Consider the following 15997-nt stretch of genomic DNA (forward strand, 5'->3'; position numbering starts at 1 on the left):
ATAAAAGAGCCTAACACTAGATATTATTCTTCGCTGAACAGATCGCCGCCGTGCATGTCGATCATCTCTAGGGCTTTACCGCCACCTAGAGCAACACACGTTAGTGGCTCTTCTGCAACAACAACAGGGATACCTGTCTCTTCAGTTAGCAGACGATCAAGGTCTTTAAGCAGTGCACCACCACCTGTTAGTACCATACCGTTTTCTGAGATATCAGAAGCAAGCTCTGGTGGGCACTGTTCAAGTGCAACCATTACTGCCGATACGATGCCAGATAGAGGTTCTTGAAGTGCTTCAAGGATCTCATTTGAATTTAGGCTAAAGCTACGAGGTACACCTTCAGCAAGGTTACGACCACGTACTTCGATCTCTTCTACTTCATCGCCAGGGTAAGCTGAACCGATTTCGTGTTTGATCTTCTCTGCCGTCGCTTCACCGATCAAGCTGCCGTAGTTACGACGAACGTAGTTGATGATCGCTTCATCAAAACGGTCACCACCGATACGAACAGAAGATGAGTAAACCACACCGTTTAGAGAGATAACCGCAACTTCAGTAGTACCACCACCGATATCAACAACCATTGAACCCGTTGGTTCTGATACGCGTAGACCAGCACCGATCGCTGCAGCCATTGGCTCATCGATTAGATAAACTTCACGAGCACCAGCACCTAGCGCAGATTCACGAATAGCACGACGCTCAACTTGCGTTGAACCACAAGGTACACAAACCAAAACGCGAGGGCTTGGTTTAAGCACACTGTTGTCATGCACTTGTTTAATGAAGTGCTGAAGCATTTTTTCCGTTACGTAGAAATCAGCAATTACGCCATCTTTCATTGGACGGATCGCTGAAATGTTACCAGGCGTACGACCAAGCATTTGCTTAGCAGCGTGGCCAACAGCAGCGACACTTTTTGCAGAACCCACACGATCTTGGCGAATAGCTACAACTGAAGGCTCATCAAGAACAATGCCTTGGCCTTTTACATATATAAGGGTATTGGCAGTACCTAAGTCAATCGATAGGTCGTTTGAAAACATGCCACGAAGTTTTTTAAACATATTCTTCGCTCATCCTGCAAGAATTAGAAGACAAAAATTGCACTAAATGTACCAATGCCTTGCTGTCACGGCAAGGCATTGAAGTATAAACATGGACTGAAATCCGCAATTTCTTACAGATTCCTAACTTAACCATCAAAAATTATATTATTACTGACCTGTTAAGCCGCTTTCACCTCGGTAAATAACGCGATCGTTACCACGGTAGATGCCAAATGTGACGACGGTGGAGGGATCTTCATCGCCTAGTTGGCGCCAATTGTATTGCAACCAAGGTTGATCTTCGTAATCTGTCGAACATGATATGTCATTTTCGCCCGTCTTCTTGCTTGGTTTCGAATCACCCATTCTTAACCATAGACGGACTTGCTCACGCGGCGTATCTGTACCTGCAGGCGTATTTTGATTCGCGGTGACCTCTTCCTCACCATCATCTACGCTGCCACTGCCGTTAAGCGAAGCTAACGTGGTTATCGCCCCGTCACTGTGCCAAATCACTTGTTTACAAGCTTTTGAACCATCAAAAGTACTGCGATTATCATCTTCATTAACAACAAATTCACTGCCATCCCAGAACTCAGCTCGCAATGGAATAGTTAGAACAGTATCAGAATTACCACCAATATCATCCAGTGCCATTCGGCCATATCGGGCAGGGGGTTGAATCAGAAACTCTACAGAGTCTGTCAAAGTATCTGAATCAGTAAATGACACTGGGTCAGCACCGTCTACCGTTAAACCGAAATGGGTAACTGTAGAATTAGCATCCGATGTATTAAAAGGATTATCCTTGCGGCTAACACTATCAGAATCCGTAACTCGCTCAAGAACAGCGGCACTATCGTTCAACAACCAGTGCTTGCGATCAGTAGACCAAGACCCAGCATCAGTATCTAGTAAGAACCGATTATCGACGGCTGTGTCATCTAGAACACCAAATTTCGCCTGTAAGTCTGAATGGAAGAAACGATAATTATTGAGCGCGTTACCAACACTGCTTTCACCAGATGCCATTGGGTACACTTGATGAACAGTTGAGTCGTAAGGTTGACTCAAATAAGCAATGTCGTTTTGATTCGCGACATTCCATTCAGGGTTCTCTTGCAGGAAATATTTCGGATAAAAGCGGCCAATTGATTTACTTCCAGAGAAGCCACCGAGAATCTTGCCATAAAAGCTATTCGAGTCTTCGGTCACTTTAAAATTAAAACTACCCGCTTCTGAGTATTTTAGATTTTTAAATTTATAGCCGTTATCAGCAAGTACTATATCTGAGCTAGATTGAGTCAGCTGACTAGTCGGCTCTAAGCTACCTAACACTGCATCGCTATCATTAGGTGTATCTAATGTATGAGTTGCACCTACTGCACCTGCAGAAAGCAAATAGTTTTGTGTTACCAAGCTATTAGTACATTGCTGACTTGCATCATTCGTGAACCGAATAGGTTTAGCATACACGTCAAACTCTTCCCCTGCAGCAGCAAACGCACTCCCACTACTACTGTTTCCATCAGAATTGTTGTTCGTGCAGATTGCAAATTTCCAAGGTCGGACATAGACATCAACGACACCTTCTAATGCATCCCAACTTTCACCGTCATTATCTTCACAATCATATCCTGTAGGGCATTCAAAAGTAGGATCGGAAAGTTTGAAGCTAACCTTACCAGCTTCGCTGTAAATAACTGAACCAGTAGTTTGAGCTGTACTGTCAAATTCAAAGATTACCGAGGTATCACTCCAGTCGCTCTTACTTTTTACCAATAAGTTTCCATCAACTGCTCCTTGAGCAGAGGTAGGGTTCACCAACGAAAAGTCCGATACACCAAGGTTTTTATCACCTTGATAACCTGAAACCAATGTTGCTTCATCGCCTTTGCAAGCTAATACTTTCAAATCAAATGTCGCAGCCTGATCGGCTACCGCATATACATCACTCGCTTCAAATTTATAGAGTGATACTAGAAAATCACCAGAGTCATTTTGGCTTGAGTCAGAAGCTAATTCAGCCTCAATTTTATAAGTCCCAATTGAGCCAGCATCCAAACCGAGCGTTAATATTCCCGATGAATTTGTTGAATAAGAATTACCACCGTTATGGCGCCCGTCAATAACACTATCAACGGTTATACCTGCAGGTATCGTAATATAAACTTCAACTGGCTCCGTAGCTGGACTCCCTTGAGAGTCAGTTATAGTGACTGTCACTTGTGGAATTTCACACAATAAAGAGAAGTCTTTATTTGGGCTTAAATCCAATTGATAACTCGCAGGGGGGCTGTAACAACTATTCTGTCCTAAGATCACAGTATTGGCATCATGTATGGTTAAGCTATTGGTTATAACTGAACCTCCGATCGTTCCACCATTATTAAACTGGATCGAATCAAATAAAATATGCGCATTAACTATTGCCCCAGATGCGATGTTGAATGTGGCATCAGCCTCCGGGCCATAGAAAATCAAATCATCACTAACGTGATCATTGTTCACGTCTGCCGGGCTATTAAAGATTAATGAATCTTTTATTAATATCGCCGACTTAGAGCTCACCTTAATCGTATTATTCGTACTATTAAACTTTAGTGTCTTGAAATAATGATAGGTATTTGCTCCAACCGCCAAAGTAACATTTGAACTATTAGATGTGAGATTACCGATATACACTTTTTTGTTCGCTGGAAATCTGTATTCAACTGGATAATCAGAGCCACCATATCCTAAGGTTAGTGAGTTAAGATCCACATTTATATTGATCACACCATCGCCTTGCCCTGCTGGGTGACATGTATCCCCAACCAAAGCAGCCTCACAACTTCCGGACTGATCAATTTCATCAGGTCTTGAGTTGTTGAACACTACATCACCACTTAACTCTGGAAAGTTAATTGGGGGGAGTTTACTTGCGTCAACCTTTTCACCACCGGTAACACAATTACCAGTCTGACACGTGTACTGGTAATTGGAATAATCAGTTAAACGGTCAAACCCCATCCTGATATCTTGGCAATTACTTTCGCTTGGAGAGCAAGATTCACCACTCCATCCGCCGATGAAATACTTTAAAGGCTCACCATTAGGAAAGTTGGGGGCATTATTGAATGTTACTTGAGAATTATTCTTCCAAGAACTCGCTGGAGCAGGGAATATCTCACAAATATCAATTGAAATATCGTCAATTTCAAAAGCAAAGTAACCAACCTCTTCAGGTATATGTGTGCGGTCTCTAAAGTCCTCATCAACAACAAAGCTAACTTGATTCGTGTTAATGTTACATCGACGTAACCAACCTCCGTGTCCACCAGCCCTCTCTTGTTTATTAGCTATGATCCCGTCAATATTAGTGAGAGAGGTTGTGGCATATTTATCTTCACAGCCATCTAACATTGGATCATTTCCATTTTGACTAGGTGTATCATACCCTCTTGCAAACTGAACCTTATACCCATCAACCTCAAGGTTAGAGTTAGTCGGCAATGTCGCTAAAAAGGCTATTTTTTCATCTTCATAGTCGAGATTACTGTTGTGAGAGGCACTCAGCTCTAAAAATAGATCAACATAAGATCGCTCATTAGTTCTTTTTACCTTGCCAGATGTCATCCATTTAGGACTGTTGTTCCGAGTTTGGATCTGATGTAACACGACTGGGTTTGAAGAAAATGTACTTCCACCAAAATCACTGTAGAGAACTCTATCATTATCGTTTGAACCAAACTTTGCACTTGCTTCATCTGTCTCTATGTAACCCGCAATTACTTGATGTCCATTAAAATCAGCAATACCGGGTTCAATGGCAAGATAGCTTACCTCTGTCATTGGTTGGCTGTTTAAATCAGGTCCCCAACCGTTTTTAGGCGCTTTTACCTGCTCGATAGTGGCTTCCGTTTTCGTAACATTAGTCACAACTAACGTTGCTGGAGCATCTAAGTCAGGATTATTAGAAGTAATAGTAGGCATGACGAACACAAGTGGTGTATTCGTAAAGGGTTTATTTAGAGGTATCTTACATTCTGAGCCTGCACATTGCGCGACTCCAAACTGGTACTGCGCTTGCGATACATAACTTGGCGGTGGTTGAGTTATATCATCATCGCACTGAATCTCACTAGCTCCATCTCCCGATACAGCAATCGCAGCAGAAAGCCCTGAAAGATCAGCAAATTGAGGGAGCCCAACTTGTCGCCAAGAACTTCCTTCCCATAAATTATAAGTTAACCAACCAGATTTATTCGAACTACTTTCATATTCAAGCCAAACTTCATAAAACTCACCGTTATTAGTTTCATTGTCATCAATTACTGGACCTTGAACATTGACATCATTACTCCAAATTGGCGTAGGGCTGCCGCCATTTCTTTTCGTCGCGTAGATAGTATCTCCCCCCGATGCAGGGGATAATTTAAACCATACGGAAAAATCATCTCCAGCATGAAGTGAGCTGCATTGTGACGATGAAAAATCAGCAAAAGAAGGAAAAGAAATAAATAGCAGTATCAATATTATACTAAAATGCTTCATTCAGCCTCCTTCACCCAAAGTTCTTGATTACGTTGCACTTGGCTCACACCAGAGCCACAAATAACCGAAGACTCCAAAATATAGAAAGTAAAGCCATCAAGCTCTCCCCGATTGGAACACTGTATTCGTTCAAGAGAACAATTAACTGGAGCTGTGTTAACCATAGAGCTTGCTACCGCAAAGGTCCCACCTCCAGGCTGCAGGTCATTACTGCTACAAACACTAGCAACTGCAGAGGAAGCCGCAGGGTCAGGATCTGGGTAGAACTGAGTCATCACATACTCATTAACAGAATGGCTTAGCAGCCAAGCTTGCGTGCCAAGTACAACTCGAGTGTTTGAATCATTGTCAGACCAACTCGTTCGACTCAAACTTGTCGCTAAGAAACCAAGCACCACGATAACAAAGATGACCATGATTAGCGCGCTACCTTTCTGGAGTGATTTACGGAACATTGATCACCTGTATATCTTGCTCAAATACTGTGGATTCATTATTTTCTGAAAACTCAAGGGTCAATTCAACGATACCATTGCTCTGAACATTCGCGGGTTGATAACTCAGAGTGCTATTCTCACTCATAACTCGATCGCTTATTGTGACACCATTACGAGTTAATAAATTACCGCTCGCAAGGCAATATTCCACAAGGTTATTTGAGTCAAAAATGTAATGCCTTTTTCCTACAGATTCACTGACAAGAGTGTTAGCTCCATTTGGAATAGAAAAGTATGCAGCGGACGCACTTGGAGGAACTACACTATCGAGGGGGTATATATTATTTAGGTTGCCGATATCAGTATGTGGTCGAGTCGGGTTTATAACCAATGACATGGATTGCAATGAGCTGCTTGTCGCACCAGAATCACTCACTAGAAAATTAATATCCGCACCGGAGATCACGTAGAAGCCCGAGTCAACAATAGGATAAAATGAGACACATCCGCTACTAACAGAAGCTGGAAACAGGTTAGGTACAGCATGCCTTACTTCACGAGACAGTTTTTCTAATACAAACCTAGCTTCCGTTTGTAGTCGAAAGCGTTCTACAGAGCCAAAATAGCCTCTCATACCAAGTTCAGTAAAATTCGCAACACCAAGCAAGACGATACTTGAGATAACAATAGCTAAAATCATCTCTATGAGCGTAAACCCTTTCCCTTTCATTAATACTCCCCTTTATAAGCGACTAAAGTGATAGGAGGATTATTGCTTGCGGTAATTGTGAGCGTAAACTTCTGCATCGAAGCTGTTGGTGTATCGTTGGTAACAACTAAATCCACATCAAAATTAGCATAAGTGTTGCCGAGTTCAATTGGAGTGCCAGAGCTCACCGAACCGTAATCTCGAGATAAAAGATCGGTCATAATACTTTGACCTAATGCCGAAGCTCGGTTGGAATAATTTACTTGTCCTGAAAGTGCGGATTGTGGTGCAAGAAAAGTAGAAAATGCGAGCATAGCAAAACCAAGTAATACAATAACAATGATCGACTCGATTAGCGTAAAGCCACTATTTTCGTACTTCATGGGCATACCTGATTACTCGGATAAACAAAACCTTGAGAGTTAATACAAACCCAGACTCTGTCTGAACTATTTTTTGATGAGATGGTAATTTGAACACCAGCTGAAGCAGCACTCTCAGGGTTACCCAACAAGTTGAATTCTATTGGGGAAGAGGTCGTAGAGAGAGGTTGAGATGAAAACGTGTAATCATCACTGGAAATAACATCACTTCTGGTTTCAGCTAGATTGTCACAGGCCGATTGAGAGCCAAGGCAACCATTTACTGCCACCAAACGTAAGCTGTCAGCCCCAGACACAGACATATCCATATTCGATTGCATTCTATTGAGCTGAACCTGTCGTACAACAGAAGAAACCTGCTCTTGCAGAGCATATAATTCATAAATTTGGCGACCACCAAATCGGCTGATAGCTGTCACAGAGATAATCGCAAGTAAAAGAATCACCACAATTAATTCTACTAGAGTGAAACCTTTATTTGGCTTTGTATTCATATAAGCCTTAATTGGTTAATTTGACTATCTAGATTATAAATTACTATATGGAAGGATAAAGTAGCAGTTTAAACATATTAAATACAAAAAAAGACCAGCCGAAGCTGGTCTAGAACAAAAATCTAGTTACCACCACAGCCATCAGCTGCAGAACCTAAATTTACAGTAGTAGTTGCAGCACTTGCCGCTGTTGTACCAGTAGCTTGCGTATAAGTAACGATACATGCCGCTGCGTTAGCATTCGCACCTGCAAATGAGTATGTAATACTGGTATTTGCAACACTAGCAGTTACAGCCCAATCTGTAGACAAGCCAACAACTGCTGCACCAATACCATTAGCATCCGCTGTTGGGTAACCAAAAGAAGTTGTAATGCCTTCTACTTCTGGGGCTGGGTTTACTGTGTACTCTTGAGACTCAACGCCCTCTACAGCGGCTTTGCCATAAACAATACCAGCAGCACTATCAATTGCACCTTTTAGACCTTGAAGTGAAGACTCACGAGCATCATCTTGCAGGTTTAGGAAACGTGGTGCCGCAGTTACAGCAAGAATACCAAGAATAACAATTACAACCACTAGTTCGATTAGGGTGAAACCGCCTTGTCTTTTCATAGTTAAGCTCTCTCTATGTTTAATTTTACGCAGACTTACTGCAAAGTTACGGTCACACGACCAGTTTTAATTTCGTAAACAAATTCATGCTCGGTACTACCTTCTAATTGAACGTAAGTACAGGTTGCATCACCAGAATTTGCTTGCGCTGAATACTTGTAGTTTGAGTCGTTCGCTACATCTGAAATAGGGCCCACTTTCGGTGGGTTTTGCAGCAAGTTTTCCATCAACTCAGAACATGTTTGGTCTGAAATATCTTGCGGCGCTGTGCCAGAGTTGTTGTTCAAAGTCCATGGATAACCATCTCGAAAGTCAGTATCTTCGTTGTTACTGTTCTTTGATCTTGTTAACCAAAAATCAACACCATCATAATTTACAGTATTGTATGTTTCAACACCTATCTTCTCTGACGGCCTTGCTTCCGCTTCCCATTGTGCTCTTGCTGACAGAACTGCCGTTGCAAAGCCACCAGCGACACCTTCAATGCTTGATTTCTTGGCTTCATCCGTCACGTCGAGAAAACGAGGTAACGCAGCGACCGCCAATAAACCAACGACTACGATCACTATCACTAATTCGACAAGGGAGAAACCCTTTTGATTCTTAAGCATTTTCTACCTACTCATCTAATTATTAACGCGCATTATACATTCGCGCTCGTATAAAACCATACTAAAACTGTCAATATTTTCACAAAGCCAAAATATTGGCTTTCACGCTAAACCTTTCGCTCTTGAGTAATATATCTATCTGATATTTATCACCATAATGATAACTGCAATGAAACTGTTTGTTATCACTTTGGTCTTCAACTCTTGGGGAGTTGAGCCCTAGAATGCTCTTCGGTGGATACAATTCATCCAACCAATAATTACAGTCTACCTCCGAGCCTTGAATGGGCATTACCCACCCAGTTCTGCTGTAGCTTTTGGGGTATTCAGAGTTGCTTTTTTGTTCTGCACCTTTAAGCAAATATCGCTGCTTGAACAGGTTTGCTTGTTCAAGGATACGCTTACTTGCCACGATTAATGCCGTATTGGTCGCATCCTCTTCTACTGACTCCCATGCAGAAAGTAGCCCTATAGTTAGAAAAAGAATAACCACAGTCCAAATCACAAAACGTGAGCGTTGTAGGTTATTTAGCATTCCTTAACCTTTGATTGCATCCAGCATTCCCCACATAGGTAAGAAAATACCGAGAGCAAGAATCAACACCATGCCTGCTACTATGGTCAACAAGATCGGTTCTATTCTTGCGGTCAAGGTTTTAAGATCATAATCGACTTCTCGATCATAATAGTCAGCCACTTCGAGCAGTAGCTCATCGATACGACCCGTCTCTTCACCTACCGAGATCATTTGTATCACCAGCGGTGTGAAAATTTCGCTGTTAATCGCTGTCGATGAAACCGTACTACCTGCTTCGATAGCCGACTTCATGGCTTGTACCCGTAGCTCTAAAAAGCGGTTATCCAGGGCTTCAGCCGATAGCGCTAAAGATTGATTTAGCGGCACACCCGCTTTCAGCATCAAAGCAAAGGTACGCGAAAAACGTGACAGTAATGCTCGGTTCACGACCCCACCGATGACAGGTATTTTTAAGCGAATCCTGTCCCACTTCTCTAGACCTTTGTCCGTCTTAACCCAGGCTTTAAAAGCAAAGATAAGACCAAAGATCACGCCGAGCATGATTCCCCAGTAATTCACAAAGAACTCAGACATACCGATTAAGATACGGGTCGGCAGTGGCAAATCGACACCAAACCGAGCGAACATGCTGGAGAACTGTGGAATAACCTTGATGTTAAGTATGAACATCGCGATCAAAATAAAGCTGATCACGAAGGTTGGATAGCGCATCGCGGTCTTGATTCGCTTTCGAGTCTCGACTTCTTGTTCGTAGTAACCCGCTAATTGCAACAAAGCCTGATCAAGACGACCTGTATTTTCACCAACACCGATCATAGAAACAAACAGTGGGCTAAATACTTTAGGGTGCATATGCATCGATGCCGCCAGTCCACGACCATTGGTTAACTCTGCGACCACCTCTTCAAGAGCAGCCTTCAACTGCTTATTTTCGCAGTTTTGGGTCAGGCCTTTCATCGACCTTAATAGCGGAACCCCCGCTTTAGTTAAGCTGTATAACTGGCGGCAGAACAACACCAGGACTTCAAGTGGCACACTCGGTGAGAATAGAGCAGAGACGTCCATATCTAATACGGAACCACCACTTTTCCCGAGCTTAATCGAGGTTGGGATAATACCCTTACTCATCAAGCTTTCAGCGGCAAGATCTTCGTTATTCGCGTCTAATAGGCCACTGACTTGGCTGCCATCAGAGCTGCGACCTACATAACGATACGTTGGCATATCACTCTACCCCTACAGATAAATTGGGTCAGTTGAGCCTGATGCGTCACCTTCGCCGAGGTTCATTATCTCGTCGAGGCTCACTACGCCCTGCAAAGCCAACTCCATCGCAGAGGCTAATAGTGGTTTGTAGTTTTCAGACTGTCTTGCGGTTTGAGCAAAACCCACAGCATCGTTAGCTCTTAAAGCATCCATCATATTGTGCTCAAGCTCCAACATCTCAAATACACCGATACGCCCGCGATACCCGGTTAAGTTACAGTTCTGACAACCTCGCCCTTTCATGAAAGGAACATCGACCTGGTTAGGGAAACGAACGCTCAGCCACTGTTTGCGCGCCTCGTCCAGTTCGTCATCAACTTTACAGTCGGTACAAACTTTACGAACCAATCGCTGCGCCACTACCGCACGAACTGCACTAGCTACCAAATAACCTGGTGCGCCCATATCCATCATACGCAGTGCACTGTCTACCGCATCGTTGGTGTGAAGCGTACTCAACACTAAGTGACCGGTAAGAGCTGCTCTCAAACCAATCTCAACCGTTTCATGGTCACGCATCTCACCAATAAGAATGATATCGGGATCCTGACGTAAGAAGGTCCTTAAGATAGTAGAGAAGTCGAGATTGATTTTAGGGTTAACCTGAACTTGGTTGATTCTAGGCAGGCGGTATTCCACCGGGTCTTCCGCTGTAATAATTTTTTTGCCTGGCTCATTCAGTTCACTTAGCGCGCCATAAAGGGTGGTTGTTTTACCCGAGCCCGTAGGACCAGTGACTAGAATCATTCCGTGAGGGCGACGCAACTGTTTACGAAGACGAACCAGCAAATCACTCGGGATGCCCGACGCTTCCAGTTTTCGTAAGCCGGCAGATTGGTTAAGCAGACGCATAACCACAGATTCACCGTGCTGCACTGGCATCGTCGACATACGAATATCGACAGATTGGCCTTTCGCTCGAATATTGAAGCGACCATCTTGAGGAAGACGCTTCTCTGAGATATCAAGGTTTGCCATCAGTTTTAAGCGTAATACCAACGCAGACGCGATATTCACTTCGTTAAGGAGAGTTTCATGTAAAACGCCATCGATACGTTGACGAAGACGTAGCACATTAGAATCAGGTTCAATATGGATATCGGAAGCACCCACTTGAATCGCATCTTCAAACAGCGAGTTGATCAGTTTAACCACTGTCACTTCATCGCTGTCTTCTTCAGCGATATCAAAATCAAAGGCTTCATTAACTTGGTGCTCTGCATGAAGCTGCTCAGCGAATGAGGCGATCTCTTTGGTTCTACGGTAGTAGCGATCAAACCCATCGACTAGTTGTCTTTCTGGTGCAACAACAAATTCGAGTGCGTAATCGCCCAATTGACCAAGTAGTGATTCCTGAGCAAACAGATCCGCAGGATCGCTCATCGCCACACGCAGCGTGTCACCTTGACGACCAATAACCAATGCACGAAGACGGCGGGCATGCACTTCAGGTAAAAGCTGAACCGCTTCAACATCAACGTTCGCTCGACTGAGATCGATCAGAGGAATAGCAAGCTGTTGTGATAAAAAGCTCAGCATTTGCTGCTCAGACAAGAAGCCAAGTTCGATCAAAGCATCACCAAGCTTACGACCGGTACTCTTTTGAGAGGCAAGCGCTTGCTCAACTTGAGCCTCAGTGATGATGCCTTCTTCAACAAGCAAATCACCAAGCCTTTTTCTTAATCTAATTTGCATTGCTGCTCTCCTCTAAAGCACTGATTATTTTCAATCGGTCACGCACAAAGCTTTGTGATTGAGATGAGATCCCGACTCGAGTTAACGCACCTTGGTATGATTGTTTTGCTGCAGCGAAATCTAACTGTCGCTCTTGCTGTATCGCTAGACCTAACCACCAGCGAGCGTTCTCAGAATCGACCTCGACCAGCTTTTGGTAACTCTCCAGTGCAATCTCTTCTTGCTGTGACTTTTGGCTCAGCGCAGCACGCATTGCTAGATATTCTTGAGTTGGATGCGGAGGCATATGTACCAGAGGGCTTAACGCTGCCTCTGCTTGGTCCGCTTTCACCAACAGTTTTGATAAGCCCAAACGTAACTTTTCACTATTGATGTTGAGCTTAATGCCCGACTGAAAAAGCTCGTAAGCTTTACGAGTGTCACCTTTGCCGAAATAGAGAATAGCGAGCTTTTGACGAACATCCTCATTCCTTGGCGTATAACGAAGCGCTTCGTTGTACCCCTTCAATGCACCAGTAAGATCATTTGCATCCAGCGCTTTCTGAGCTCGCCCTTGCGCATTAATAGAAAGCTGCTCTGGGGTCAGTTCTACTTGTTCAATCAGTATTCCACTGTTTTCTGAATCTTTTGGCTCATCAGAAATAGAAGCTGGGCTGCTCTTCGCAACACTCGCAATCAAGGTCGGCTCAGGAACTTGTGTCGTATTTATTTTTGTTGTTGTCGGTTTCGCTTGTACCTGAGGTTTTGTTATTTGTGGCGTTTTAACCACTGAATCCACCACTTGCACCTGAGTTCGAGAGCTCGTATCTGAGCTTACTTGAGTTAGATAAGAAGAATCGACCGTCACTAACTTCTTCGTTGGCGATGACGATGACGGAGCTTGAGTAGCAATTGCAGGCACTTCTGGCGAGCTGTCTACAACAGAAACCTGAACCTGCCGATCTCGAGTAGAAATTGAGTTATCTACCGTTGGACCCTGTGATATCGCCCAACCGCCCATGGCTAAGCTCAGCGTAAAGCCTGCCGTTACCCACACCAATGGTGAACGTGTTTTTACCTTAGGCACGACCGCAGCTTCTATTGCTGTCGCTGATTTTTTCTTTGCCAATTCAGACAAGGCGTTATTAATGACGCTCATAATTAATTCCAACCCCATAGTATTGGCGTTTTAAATTTTGGCTTACACACATCGTAAGTTTCATGCATCGCAGAGAACAGATGTTGGTTATCGATATTTTTTTTGTCTTCACTAAACGACAACAGTAAAGCCTTGTGGCATAGCTGATTTATCAACCTTGGGATGCCTAATGAAGAACGACAAATCGCCTTTTTTTGATTCAAACTAAACAGCTCTGGGCTACCGCCTGATTTCATAATTCGGTTATCAATGTAAGCTACCGTCTCATCAAGAGTTAGCGCCCTTAATGTCGAACTAAAAGTGATTCTTTGGCGAAATTGTCTTAGGTGATAAGCCTCTAAGCGAGCATCTAATTCAGGCTGCCCAAGCAACACTATCTGAAGTAACTTCTTATCTTCAGTTTCCAGATTGCCGAACAGTCTTAATGTCTCTAGCGCTTCGTCAGAGAGAGCTTGCGCCTCATCAATAATCGCGACCACTCTTAAGCCTGAGTTATGCAGTTCAATCAACTTATGTTGAATGTTATCCACCAACGTGGCTTCGTTCTCTATAGTAAGCTCAAGCTCTTTGGCGACAGCATGACGTAAGTCAGTTCCGGACAACACAGGATTTGGCAAGTAAATTAATGCGGTACAGTCTTTTAGGTGATTGACCAACATTCGGCAAACCATAGTCTTGCCGGTGCCTACTTCTCCAGTCACCTTGATGACGCCCTCTCCCATCTCTAACGCCGAAATGACCGTTTGAATCGCCTCAAAATGCGGGGCTAATCCGTAAAAAAAATCGGTATTCGGCGTTAAGGTAAATGGCAGCTGTTCAAAACCAAAGTGAGCTTGATACATAGATTCACCCAGCTTAGTGAAGCGCTGCCAATTCAGAAAATAAGCATTTACTCTTCATCAGGGAACCATTGCTGAAGCAGATCACGAGAACGCTCTAACTCAGATTGCCAAGTATTCACACCCACAACGGTCGGTTTAAGCAAGATCACGAGCTCAGTCTTTTGCGTCAACTGATTTGTATTGCGGAATAAATGCCCCAAAGCTGGTATATCACCTAAGAATGGAACTTTAGAAGTCACATCACTGGTGTTTGATTTCATTAGACCACCAATAACAACCACATCACCATCTCGCGCTCGAATCACCGAATCCGATTCACGAATAGAGCTTTTCGCTAAAGGTAGTTCTACAACACCCGTTGTTGTACCGAGGTTGAGCTTTTTAACTTCTTCTTCTACTTCGATAACTGCAGGGTGAACATGCAGGAATACGTTGCCTTTATCGTCAATTTGAGGCGTTACATCTAAAGAGATTCCCGAGAAGAATGGTGTCAACTCGACTTCAGGGGCCACATTGGCATTATCGCCACTACCCACAGCACTTGATAAGTCAGTCACGTAGTATTCGTCAGTACCAACTTTGATCACCGCTTTTTGGTTATTAGACGCTGTAACTCGTGGGCTCGATAGAACATTCAAATCACCCTGAGTGTCCATAAAGCTCAATACCGCTTCAAAGCTACCATCTGAGATTGTTACATTAGTTTGTCCACCGAGCAGAGAGCTGATGGCATCAAGTGGAGGCAGAGTACTTGCAGGACGGTCAATCACCACACCGCCGCTACCGATCGATTTAGATAAATTCGACCAACTGATCCCCTGTTGGTAGCCATCACTCAGAGTCACTTCCATAATTTTGGCTTCAAGGATAACTTGGCGCTGCAAACGCTGTTGAGAAACACCTAGAAACTCACGAACCTCACGAATTTCATCAGGAAAAGCACGCACGGTAATCACACTCGCTTGTGGTGTCACAACAACACTTTGCCCATCACCAGAACCAATTAGGTGCGCAACCGCAGCTTCAAGTTGTGGCCAGAAATCACTTTCAGATGTGGTCTCAATCTCAGTACCACCGTTCGAGGTAGAGTTTGAGTTATTTGAAGAGTTCGATGAATTCGAGGAATTTGAGTCAGAGCTTGAAGAGCTCGATGAATTGTTGTCTGAGTTAGAGATCGTACCCGTCGTTATCGTCGTCAATGAGCGACCCGCGCGCTTAACTTGTAAGTAATCGACTGGGATCGTCACTGTGCGAAGGCCTGCAGGGTAGACTTGAATCACCTTGCCACGCTTTTCAATATCGTAGCCATACATATCCTGAGCCACAGCCAGCACTTCATCTAGCGTCACATCCGTTAGGTTCAACGTAAGCTTTCCAGACACGCTTGGATGAATCGCAGCGCTGTATTCTGTGCCTTTCACTAAACTAGCAAAGAAAGTTCTCGCTTCGACACCTTTTGCTTGAATACGAAAACGCTTCACTGTCTCCATTCCCGGAGACATAGCATCGGAATTAAGCTGAGGCATAAGATCATCTTGTACAGACGAAGGCAGTTCATGAAGCGCCTTACTATTCGCTTCATTAATAGATTCGTTCAAAGACTCTTTTATCTCAACAGGATCACGATGCCCCATCGAACAGCCGACCAAAGATGACACTAGGATTGCTACTACAAGTTTACGCAT

General features: G+C 43.7%; 14 protein-coding genes. All 14 read right to left on the minus strand.

Going from position 1 to position 15997, the window contains the following annotated elements:
* Positions 1-23 precede the first annotated feature (23 nt).
* The 14 genes from OH460_RS10390 to mshL all read right to left on the minus strand — a co-directional run bounded on the left by OH460_RS10390 (position 24) and on the right by mshL (position 15997).
* A complete protein-coding gene (locus OH460_RS10390) occupies positions 24-1067 on the minus strand; it encodes a rod shape-determining protein (protein WP_004740843.1) in 1044 nt (347 codons plus the stop codon).
* A 150-nt stretch (positions 1068-1217) separates the two neighbouring features.
* Entirely contained in the window at positions 1218-5585 is a 4368-nt protein-coding gene (locus OH460_RS10395; protein WP_269997002.1) for a DUF6701 domain-containing protein, read from the minus strand.
* Positions 5582-6040, minus strand: a complete 459-nt coding sequence (locus tag OH460_RS10400) for an MSHA biogenesis protein MshP (RefSeq protein ID WP_269997003.1) — start codon at positions 6038-6040, stop codon at positions 5582-5584. Before OH460_RS10400 ends, OH460_RS10395 begins: the two co-directional genes overlap by 4 nt.
* Positions 6030-6752, minus strand: a complete 723-nt coding sequence (locus OH460_RS10405) for a PilW family protein (protein ID WP_019826957.1) — start codon at positions 6750-6752, stop codon at positions 6030-6032. Before OH460_RS10405 ends, OH460_RS10400 begins: the two co-directional genes overlap by 11 nt.
* On the minus strand, positions 6752-7114 hold the full coding sequence (locus OH460_RS10410; protein ID WP_019826959.1) for a type IV pilus modification PilV family protein: 363 nt from the start codon (positions 7112-7114) through the stop codon (positions 6752-6754). The genes OH460_RS10405 and OH460_RS10410 overlap by 1 nt, the downstream gene beginning before the upstream one ends.
* Positions 7111-7608, minus strand: coding sequence for a type II secretion system protein (locus OH460_RS10415; protein WP_019826961.1), 498 nt, complete (start codon positions 7606-7608; stop codon positions 7111-7113). The genes OH460_RS10410 and OH460_RS10415 overlap by 4 nt, the downstream gene beginning before the upstream one ends.
* 122 nt (positions 7609-7730) lie before the next feature.
* Positions 7731-8222: a type II secretion system protein gene (locus OH460_RS10420; RefSeq protein WP_269997004.1), complete on the minus strand. Its 492-nt coding sequence runs from the start codon at positions 8220-8222 to the stop codon at positions 7731-7733.
* A gap of 35 nt (positions 8223-8257) precedes the next feature.
* Entirely contained in the window at positions 8258-8833 is a 576-nt protein-coding gene (locus tag OH460_RS10425; protein ID WP_269997005.1) for a prepilin-type N-terminal cleavage/methylation domain-containing protein, read from the minus strand.
* Between the two features lie 79 nt (positions 8834-8912).
* Positions 8913-9368, minus strand: a complete 456-nt coding sequence (locus OH460_RS10430; RefSeq protein WP_269997006.1) for an MSHA biogenesis protein MshF — start codon at positions 9366-9368, stop codon at positions 8913-8915.
* Positions 9369-9371: 3 nt separating this feature from the next.
* The gene (locus tag OH460_RS10435; protein WP_269997007.1) at positions 9372-10595 is read right to left on the minus strand and encodes a type II secretion system F family protein; all 1224 of its coding nucleotides are present in this window, start codon (positions 10593-10595) and stop codon (positions 9372-9374) included.
* Between the two features lie 12 nt (positions 10596-10607).
* Positions 10608-12332, minus strand: coding sequence for a GspE/PulE family protein (locus OH460_RS10440; protein ID WP_105059038.1), 1725 nt, complete (start codon positions 12330-12332; stop codon positions 10608-10610).
* On the minus strand, positions 12322-13470 hold the full coding sequence (locus OH460_RS10445; protein WP_269997008.1) for a tetratricopeptide repeat protein: 1149 nt from the start codon (positions 13468-13470) through the stop codon (positions 12322-12324). Before OH460_RS10445 ends, OH460_RS10440 begins: the two co-directional genes overlap by 11 nt.
* 2 nt (positions 13471-13472) lie before the next feature.
* On the minus strand, positions 13473-14312 hold the full coding sequence (locus tag OH460_RS10450) for an ExeA family protein (protein WP_269997009.1): 840 nt from the start codon (positions 14310-14312) through the stop codon (positions 13473-13475).
* Positions 14313-14359: 47 nt separating this feature from the next.
* Positions 14360-15997, minus strand: coding sequence for a pilus (MSHA type) biogenesis protein MshL (gene mshL, locus OH460_RS10455; protein WP_269997010.1), 1638 nt, complete (start codon positions 15995-15997; stop codon positions 14360-14362).

The sequence above is a fragment of the Vibrio sp. Makdt genome, from assembly GCF_027587015.1.
Taxonomy (GTDB): Bacteria; Pseudomonadota; Gammaproteobacteria; order Enterobacterales; family Vibrionaceae; genus Vibrio; species Vibrio chagasii_B.

Bases quoted from the DNA above. Each gene is read 5' to 3' on its own strand.
- OH460_RS10425 (WP_269997005.1), bottom strand. From the start codon at position 8,833: ATGCTTAAGAATCAAAAGGGTTTCTCCCTTGTCGAATTAGTGATAGTG.
- OH460_RS10410 (WP_019826959.1), bottom strand. From the start codon at position 7,114: ATGAAGTACGAAAATAGTGGCTTTACGCTAATCGAGTCGATCATTGTT.
- OH460_RS10390 (WP_004740843.1), bottom strand. From the start codon at position 1,067: ATGTTTAAAAAACTTCGTGGCATGTTTTCAAACGACCTATCGATTGAC.
- OH460_RS10415 (WP_019826961.1), bottom strand. From the start codon at position 7,608: ATGAATACAAAGCCAAATAAAGGTTTCACTCTAGTAGAATTAATTGTG.
- OH460_RS10450 (WP_269997009.1), bottom strand. From the start codon at position 14,312: ATGTATCAAGCTCACTTTGGTTTTGAACAGCTGCCATTTACCTTAACG.
- OH460_RS10405 (WP_019826957.1), bottom strand. From the start codon at position 6,752: ATGAAAGGGAAAGGGTTTACGCTCATAGAGATGATTTTAGCTATTGTT.
- OH460_RS10430 (WP_269997006.1), bottom strand. From the start codon at position 9,368: ATGCTAAATAACCTACAACGCTCACGTTTTGTGATTTGGACTGTGGTT.
- OH460_RS10420 (WP_269997004.1), bottom strand. From the start codon at position 8,222: ATGAAAAGACAAGGCGGTTTCACCCTAATCGAACTAGTGGTTGTAATT.
- OH460_RS10435 (WP_269997007.1), bottom strand. From the start codon at position 10,595: ATGCCAACGTATCGTTATGTAGGTCGCAGCTCTGATGGCAGCCAAGTC.
- OH460_RS10395 (WP_269997002.1), bottom strand. From the start codon at position 5,585: ATGAAGCATTTTAGTATAATATTGATACTGCTATTTATTTCTTTTCCT.
- mshL (WP_269997010.1), bottom strand. From the start codon at position 15,997: ATGCGTAAACTTGTAGTAGCAATCCTAGTGTCATCTTTGGTCGGCTGT.
- OH460_RS10440 (WP_105059038.1), bottom strand. From the start codon at position 12,332: ATGCAAATTAGATTAAGAAAAAGGCTTGGTGATTTGCTTGTTGAAGAA.
- OH460_RS10445 (WP_269997008.1), bottom strand. From the start codon at position 13,470: ATGAGCGTCATTAATAACGCCTTGTCTGAATTGGCAAAGAAAAAATCA.
- OH460_RS10400 (WP_269997003.1), bottom strand. From the start codon at position 6,040: ATGTTCCGTAAATCACTCCAGAAAGGTAGCGCGCTAATCATGGTCATC.